The organism is Hoeflea sp., assembly GCF_039975035.1.
Lineage (GTDB): Bacteria > Pseudomonadota > Alphaproteobacteria > Rhizobiales > Rhizobiaceae > Hoeflea.
Genome location: NZ_JBDWHW010000077.1, coordinates 1 through 7,509 on the forward strand (window position 1 = coordinate 1; position 7,509 = coordinate 7,509).

Here is a 7,509-nt window from a genome sequence, read left to right on the forward strand (position 1 = left end):
GGCAAGCCGCTTTACAGGGCCTATTCCATTGCCAGCCCGGCCTGGGATGAGGAACTCGAGTTTTTCTCCATCAAGGTACCTGATGGACCACTGACATCGCACCTCCAGAAAATCCAGCCAGGCGATGCGGTGCTCATGAAAAAGAAACCGACCGGCACGCTGGTGAATGATGCACTGGTGCCTGGTAAACGCGTCTACATGTTCTCAACCGGAACCGGTATCGCGCCGTTCGCCAGCTTGATCCGTGATCCGGACACCTACGAGAAATTCGATCAGGTGATCCTGACCCATACGTGCCGTGAAATTGCGGAACTCAAATACGGTGAGGACCTGGTTAAAGAGACCATCAATGACCCGCTAATCGGTGAATTCGCCAAGGACAAACTGGTGCACTACACATCGGTCACACGCGAAGACTTCCCCCGTCAGGGCCGAATTACCGATCTGATCAAATCGGGCAAACTGTTCGAAGATCTGGGTGTTCCGCCAATTGATCCGGCGATTGATCGCGGCATGATTTGCGGGTCCATGGATATGATCCGTGATACCAAGGTTTTGCTGGAAGAAAGAGGCCTGACCGAAGGTGCGAACAACAAACCAGCCGAATTCGTTGTCGAGCGCGCATTTGTTGGCTGATCTCTAAGCACTTCAAATCAGCAGAATCAGAAGGCCGGGTTTCCCCGGCCTTTTTGTTGTCCGGGCGTTTGAAGGAGGTCGTTACTACTGAATGCAAGGATCAGTAGCGCCAAATATCTGCAACGGTGACGCTTATCTGTGGAAGGCTGGTCTCTTAAGGTTCCTATCAATATCCACTCCAATTGGCTTGCAATACTCTCTGGAAACTCTTGGTATGATATTGGCGGCCTAGCGTAAGGTTCCCAGAGTTTGGATTTTTTGAAATGAAAGTTATTGCCGAACTTGGCATTAACCACCGCGGTTCTTCAGGGATCGCAAAAAAGCTGATCGATGTTGCTGCTAAGGCGGGCGCATGGGGCGCAAAATTTCAATACCGGGCCAAAGAGGGTTTTTACCAGGCAACTCATGAAATCGGCGATGAAATCCTCAGCCAGGAAATTGATGAGAGTTACATCGCACCGAGCGAGATACTGGAGCTGGCCCGGCTAATTCAGCAACAAGGCATGGCAGCCGGAATCAGCTTTTTCAAGTTTGAAGACGCAGCTGATTTTGGAGACAGCATTCACGAATTTGATTTTTTCAAAGTCCCTTCTGCGGAACTTTTGAACCTGTCACTCATCACGTCTCTAGCGGGGCTTGGAAAACCTATAATTCTTAGCACTGGTGGTCATTCAGAAGACGATATATTTCAGGCGATTGATTTAACAAACGCCATTGCCGACGTCTCTTATCTGCATTGCATCTCCAACTATCCGGTTCTGCTTGGCAATCAGCAGATGCTGTTCCTCAACACGCTCAGGCAAAAGACGAACGCACCAATTGGCTATTCCAGCCATGATCGAGACTGGGAAGTTTGCCTGATCGCAGCCGCCAACGGTGCAACAGTATTTGAACGTCATCTGACGATGGACAAGAACGGCAAGGGTATCGATGACAGTTCGAGTTCGGACCCTGAAGAGTTCACTCGCCTATGCGGCCTGCTGAACGCATTTGAAACCATTCAAGGGACACCTCATCGTGAGATCAATCAGGGTGAGCGTATCAACATGCAGAACCTTGGGTCATCTCTCTATGCCAGCAAGGCGATTGCAATTGGTGATGCAGTATCTACCGATAACACGGTGATCAAGGCGCCGCGCAAGGGGCTGACTTGGGGTGACCTCGCGAAACGAAACCTCTCGACGGTCAGACGTCCGGTTCCTGTTGGGACTGCTGTATCCGACTTGCATTTCACTGATCCAAAACCACCGTTGGGCCCGGATCTGATTGCCTTTTGCGATAAGAAGCAGCTTTCAATTCCACTGCGTCTGCATGATGCGCAAGTTCTCCAGAGCAGGTTCCCTATTCTGAACAATGAATTGCATTTGTCGTTTGAAGAGGTTGGTGCTCTTGGGTCAGCGATGGAAGTCGAGCTCAAAAAGCTTGATTTGACGCGGCACTATTCCATCCACATACCCGATTACATCGACAGCAAGACGTTAATAGATCCGATGTCCGCAGACGAACGAACGCGTTTGGGCAGTTTGCAAGTTATTGAATCTTGCGTTGATCTGGCACTGGAGTTGGAGGCACGTACCGGTGCCAGTGTTCCGATTGTCGGAAGCTTTTCCCGGTTGTTGCCTAACGGAAAGAAACCAACTTATCAACGCCTTCAGGACGTCTTGAATACAGCCGGGCGTCAGCGCGGAGTTCCGATTTATCCGCAATGGTTGCCGCGTATCGCGTGGTATTTTGGCGGAGCGGATGTGCTGGACATGTTCTGCGGTGCCGATGATATCGAGATTGTAAATGAAATTGGCATGGAACTGTGCCTGGACCTTTCGCACCTCATCCTTTCAGCAAATTACGCCAAGGATGATTGGAAAAAGTGGTGTGAGCATTTAATGCCACTTTCCCGGCATCTTCATATCGCAGATGCGAATGGGATCGACGGGGAGGGGATTGAATTCGGGCAGGGGGATCTCGGTGATCCATTGCCCTATATTGACGGTCCCGGGCGCAAGGTTCTGGAAATCTGGCAAGGCCACCTGTCGGAAGGTGACGGTTTCGAAAATGCCATCCGGCAGCTAGGAGGAAAACATGACTAAGGTTCTGATCACCGGAATTACCGGCCAGGATGGCGGCTTTCTGGCGCGGGCTTTGCTGGAGCGAGGGTTTGAGGTTTACGGCGCCATGCGGCGTGGCAGCACATCCAAGACAGATCGCCTCAAAGAGCTTGGTATTCTTGAAAAGGTCAAATTCTGTACCTTGGAAGTGACTGAGTTTGCCAATGTGCAGAACATCCTGAACGAGATCAGGCCAGATTACATTTACAATCTCGCTGCTCAGAGCTTCGTTGCGGATAGTTTCCAGTTCCCGCACTACACGTCCGAAGTGAACTATATGGGGGTCCTCAATATTCTTGAGGCCATGCGTATTCTTAAACTTGATGCGAAGCTATATCAGGCCTCGACGTCTGAAATGTATGGCGATGTACTGGAAAAGCCACAGACAGAAAAAACGCCGTTCAATCCACTGAGCCCCTATGCAATTTCGAAACTCGCGGCCCATTCCCTGGTAGTGAATTATCGCCAAGCTTACGACATGTTTGCGACATCCGGCATTCTATTTAATCATGAATCTGAACTGCGCGGTCTGGAATTTGTGACCCGCAAAATTACGAGCTGGCTTGCTGAAATCAAGCTTCAGGGGAAAGACGCTCTTCCACTTGGAAATTTGAGCAGTGTTCGTGATTGGGGATATGCGCCCGAGTATACGGATATGATGATCAAGATGCTGGATCATGATCAGCCAGATGATTTTGTCATTTCCACAAACACTGAATACACCGTTCGGGAATTCCTGTTCATGGCAGCATCCGAAGTCGGATTCGATCTGAAATCAGAAGGCGAGGGTGTTGACGAAAAGTGCTACGACCGTAAAACCGGCAAATTGATCGCCTATGTTGATCCACGTTATTTCCGGGCCTCCGATGTTGTATATCTGCGCGGTGACAACAGCAAAGCACAGGAAATTCTCGGCTGGAAGCCGCAAGTACTGGCACCTGAAATAGCCCGTCGGATGGCAATATATGATCTCAAAAAAGCAGCGATCGAAAAACCCGGGCTCTGACGCCGAAAGTTGACAGGAGCCGCAATGGAACGCGTGGTCGCAATCATTCCTGCCAGAGGCGGGTCCAAGGGTATTCCGGGAAAAAATACAAAACCGTTTCTAGGGATGCCGCTTGTCGCGCATTCGATCCGAGCCGCATTGGGTGCAGAAACGATATCCGACGTAATTGTTTCGAGCGATGATGATGCAATCCTGACGGTGGCAGAGGACCATGGTGCTCTTGCTCTCAAACGCCCGGCAAACATTTCCGGAGATGAGGCGTCGACCGAATCCGCCGTGGTACATGCACTGGCAACAGTCGATGCGTGCAGGCTTGCCGACGTTGTGGTTTTCCTGCAATGCACCGCACCACTTACCACTTCGTCAGAAATCGATCAGGTCGTCCGAACACGTGCCGCAATGAATGCAGATACGGCTTTCTCAGTCGTCGACGTCCATGCATTTCTCTGGGAGATAGCGCCGGACGGAACTGGAATTGGTGTCAATCACGACGCTACCAAACCACGTCAACGCCGCCAGGACCGCCCCAAGGAATACCGCGAAACCGGTGCAATCTATGCACTTCGCAAGGACGCATTTATCGAGGCGGGAGACCGGTTCTTCGGTCGAAGCGTTCCAGTTATCCTTCCAGATGCTGTTGAAATTGATTTGGACACACCGCGTGACTGGGCACTCTTGGAAGCCTTTGCGAAAACAACTGATCTTCAAGGCTTGGTGAAATGACAAGTATCTTCGAAACACTGTTTGCCCTTGGAGTCGCCAGCAAAGAACATCAGGAAATCTACGCTGACCGGACACGCGACAGGGAAGGTGTAAAGGTGTTCCGCGATAGCCAGTCTGGCGTGATCTACATTGATGGGTTTTACGGCGGAAATGATGTCTATGAAGATGGCGGCTATCGGGAGGCAAACCTGAAAGTCTCAGGCAGCCGGGATTTTGAGACCACCCGGGACGCGGCTCGTCGTTCAAAGACATATCAGGCCTTCGTTTCGGGCAAGCACATTGTTGATTTTGGCTGTGGTGATGGCGCTTTTCTGCAATCTGTCCGCTACGACACCGCTTCCTGTTGCGGCATTGAGCTTCAAAGGGATTATGTTGCTGCACTGAATGATGATGGCATTGCGTGTCATACAGAACTGTCTGCCGTAGCTGATGGTTCTTTGGACACTGCTGTCAGTTTTCATGTTTTAGAACACTTACCTGATCCGCTACCAATACTGCGTGACATCCACCGTGTTCTCAAGCCGGGTGGAACAGTGGTTGTTGAAGTTCCACACGCCAATGATTTTCTGCTGTCTCAGGTTCATAGCGATGCCTTCAAGTCGTTTACTTTGTGGAGCCAGCATCTTGTTCTGCATACACGGGACAGTCTCAATCGACTGCTGCAGGCAGCTGGATTTGAAGGAGTTGTCATTGAGGGTGTGCAGAGATATCCGCTTTCCAACCATATGACCTGGTTGGCATCCCAAAAACCTGGTGGCCACAAATCCGCACTTTCTGCGCTCGATACGCCTGAGTTGACTGGAGCATATGAAGCGGCGCTAAACCGGATTGATGCGACAGACACCTTAGTTGCGATTGCCCGCAATCCTGTCTGATAAGGCAGAGAGGTGTATCGACTTGTGGGTTAGTTATAGACCTAACCGTTTGTTCCTTCTATCCGGAGTCCAGTCAATCAGCTGACGGTCCAATTCCTTGATGATCTCAGGTACAAACTCTGCGCATGGGCGGTCATTATAGGGATGCATATAGGTCATTGATGGATACCAAGGCGGGTTTTTTTGACCTAGTAGCAGTGGCGGCTCTTGTTGACCGAAGCGAATAGAAGGAATGTCGAGGAGACCTGCCATATCTGCAACACTCGTATTTGCGGAGACTACAAAATCACAACATGCTGTCAATGCGGCCGCGCCAAGCAGGTCGTCAAACAAATCTACATCTTCAAAATAGATAAATCTTTCCGGATATTTTGTTCGAAAAAACGCAATCTCTTTATCTATTGTTGCATATTGCAAATTGATAAAAATTGCATCCCGAGACTCCAAGACAGGGGCAATGCTTGGAGCAGATAGATAGTATCGGGCACGATTGACTGCGAGGTTCTTAGAACGCCAGGAGATCCCAATGATCGGTTTGTCATTGGCACCACTCAACCTCTGAAAGTAATCCTGAGCTCGTCCTTTTTCGAACGAATAGACCGGACAAGTCGCTTTTCGGAAAGAATCAATATCAGGGCGAAAAAATGATGTCAGGTCTGAAATGTTGGCGTGTAGATCGAAGTCTGAAGTTGTTGCCACCAGATCCTTGTCCATTCTTGCGGCGCGACATTCTGTCTGCGGAAAAGAGTGTTGGAAAAACTTTGCGCCCTTTTCCGATAGTTCAACGATCACTTTTCCGGCTTTGGCAATGAGTTCCGGCAGCATCGTTCCGGCCTTCAGTGCATCGCCGAGCCCTTGATCGGCCCAGACCAACACTGTTTTGTTGGAAATGTCCTCGCCTTCCCACGCAGGTACATCAAACTTCCGGTTCATTACTTTTGACGCTGGGTCTTCAAAACGGGCAGAATGGAGTTCCCATCCTTTTTTGAGATCCCCGTTTGCGAGATATGCAAGCGCGAGATTCCAGTCGACTGTCTTGTTGTTTGCAGAAGAATACTTTTTGGCCAATTTCATGACATCAAGAGCGTCTTTGTTTTCCCCGTGCATAATGAGACTTACACCAAGTGTGACGCATTTATGATAATCGCGTGGATCTGCTTCGTGGGCTTGTCGAGCGTATTGAATAGCTTTGTTTGTTTCATTCATACTAAACAATAGACGCGCTGCATCATGCATTATATCGCCATTCCCTGGAAAGCGTTCCAGCGCTTCCGTTAGTTCGTATTGAGATGGTTCATATTGCTTTAGCTTCAGTCGGCAACGGGCACGTTGAGAATGATTTGAAACATTGTCCGGCTCAAGCATGATTGCCTTGGTGAAAAAATTTATTGCATGCTCTGCACGATCTGCGTCGATCAATAGGGTTCCGAAATTTTGGTACGCATCTGCAAAGTCGGGAAATTCAACAATTAAGCCTTGTAGGAGTATTTCAGCCTCTTCGAATTCTTTTTGTCTGGTTAGCGCAATTGCCTTGATGTTTCGCGCTTCGCGCTCTCTCGGGTTCAACGACAACGATTTGTTGCAAACGGCGAGAAGGCTAACAGAATCCGTCCCCAGATCCATCATGGCGCGGGCCAGGTTTGCATAAAAGGCTGACTGCTTAGGATCGGCGGCAATTGCCTTTTGAATGTATTCAATAGCCCGCTTAGGGTAGCCTAGTTGTCGGTATGTAACGCCGAGCAAATGGAGCGCATCTGGATTGTTGGGAACCCTTTTGAGGATTTGTTTATAGGTTCTTTGGGCTTTTTCGAACTCGCCGGCTTGCTGTTGGCCAACACCTTTCAGCAGTTTTTCGCGGATAGGATTAGCTGCTGTCTGAGTGGCCATTGGAGTTAATGCCTTGTTGGAATCACTGGAAAAACCATAGCAGGCCTGCAAAAAATCTGCAGCGGAGAAGGAGAACTTCACCGATTCCGCTGGGGATTGCTTTGATTGACCAAAAGGCAATCGAGCTTGCGGCAACCCCTCAGAAGAACGAACACTATTTTAAGCAGCGTACTTCTTCGAGTGCTCCAGCCAGTTCATCAAAATGGGAAATTACTTTGTCCGGGCCGAGTTCTGTCACGGGAACGGGTGTGTAGCCAAAATCGACTGCAATGACCGG

The 7,509-nt window shown here is 49.7% G+C and carries 6 protein-coding genes and 1 pseudogene; 5 read left to right on the top strand and 2 right to left on the bottom strand.

Features of this window, described 5'->3' with window-relative positions; all coding sequences use genetic code 11:
- The 5 genes from ABJN75_RS06555 to ABJN75_RS06575 all read left to right on the top strand — a co-directional run.
- On the top strand, positions 1-636 hold a 636-nt coding region (locus tag ABJN75_RS06555; protein WP_348437964.1), incomplete at its 5' end, for a ferredoxin--NADP reductase.
- A gap of 263 nt (positions 637-899) precedes the next feature.
- The gene (locus tag ABJN75_RS06560) at positions 900-2,723 is read left to right on the top strand and encodes an N-acetylneuraminate synthase family protein (RefSeq protein ID WP_348437966.1); all 1,824 of its coding nucleotides are present in this window, start codon (positions 900-902) and stop codon (positions 2,721-2,723) included.
- Complete coding sequence (locus ABJN75_RS06565; RefSeq protein WP_348437968.1) at positions 2,716-3,747, top strand: GDP-mannose 4,6-dehydratase; 1,032 nt, start codon at positions 2,716-2,718, stop codon at positions 3,745-3,747. The genes ABJN75_RS06560 and ABJN75_RS06565 overlap by 8 nt, the downstream gene beginning before the upstream one ends.
- A 24-nt stretch (positions 3,748-3,771) precedes the next feature.
- Positions 3,772-4,470 carry an acylneuraminate cytidylyltransferase family protein gene (locus ABJN75_RS06570; RefSeq protein WP_348437970.1) on the top strand — a complete coding sequence of 233 codons (699 nt, stop codon included), beginning with the start codon at positions 3,772-3,774 and terminating at the stop codon, positions 4,468-4,470.
- The gene (locus tag ABJN75_RS06575; protein ID WP_348437972.1) at positions 4,467-5,345 is read left to right on the top strand and encodes a class I SAM-dependent methyltransferase; all 879 of its coding nucleotides are present in this window, start codon (positions 4,467-4,469) and stop codon (positions 5,343-5,345) included. Before ABJN75_RS06570 ends, ABJN75_RS06575 begins: the two co-directional genes overlap by 4 nt.
- 33 nt (positions 5,346-5,378) lie before the next feature.
- Here ABJN75_RS06575 and ABJN75_RS06580 read toward each other — a convergent pair whose 3' ends face one another.
- Both ABJN75_RS06580 and ABJN75_RS06585 read right to left on the bottom strand, forming a co-directional pair.
- Positions 5,379-7,352: a tetratricopeptide repeat protein gene (locus ABJN75_RS06580; RefSeq protein ID WP_348437974.1), complete on the bottom strand. Its 1,974-nt coding sequence runs from the start codon at positions 7,350-7,352 to the stop codon at positions 5,379-5,381.
- 34 nt (positions 7,353-7,386) lie between these two features.
- Positions 7,387-7,509 (bottom strand): annotated as a pseudogene (locus tag ABJN75_RS06585) (phosphoglycolate phosphatase); the annotation flags it as partial.

Excerpts from the sequence above, each read along its gene's own strand:
- ABJN75_RS06560 (WP_348437966.1), top strand. The coding sequence starts at position 900 with ATGAAAGTTATTGCCGAACTTGGCATTAACCACCGCGGTTCTTCAGGG.
- ABJN75_RS06565 (WP_348437968.1), top strand. The coding sequence starts at position 2,716 with ATGACTAAGGTTCTGATCACCGGAATTACCGGCCAGGATGGCGGCTTT.
- ABJN75_RS06570 (WP_348437970.1), top strand. The coding sequence starts at position 3,772 with ATGGAACGCGTGGTCGCAATCATTCCTGCCAGAGGCGGGTCCAAGGGT.
- ABJN75_RS06575 (WP_348437972.1), top strand. The coding sequence starts at position 4,467 with ATGACAAGTATCTTCGAAACACTGTTTGCCCTTGGAGTCGCCAGCAAA.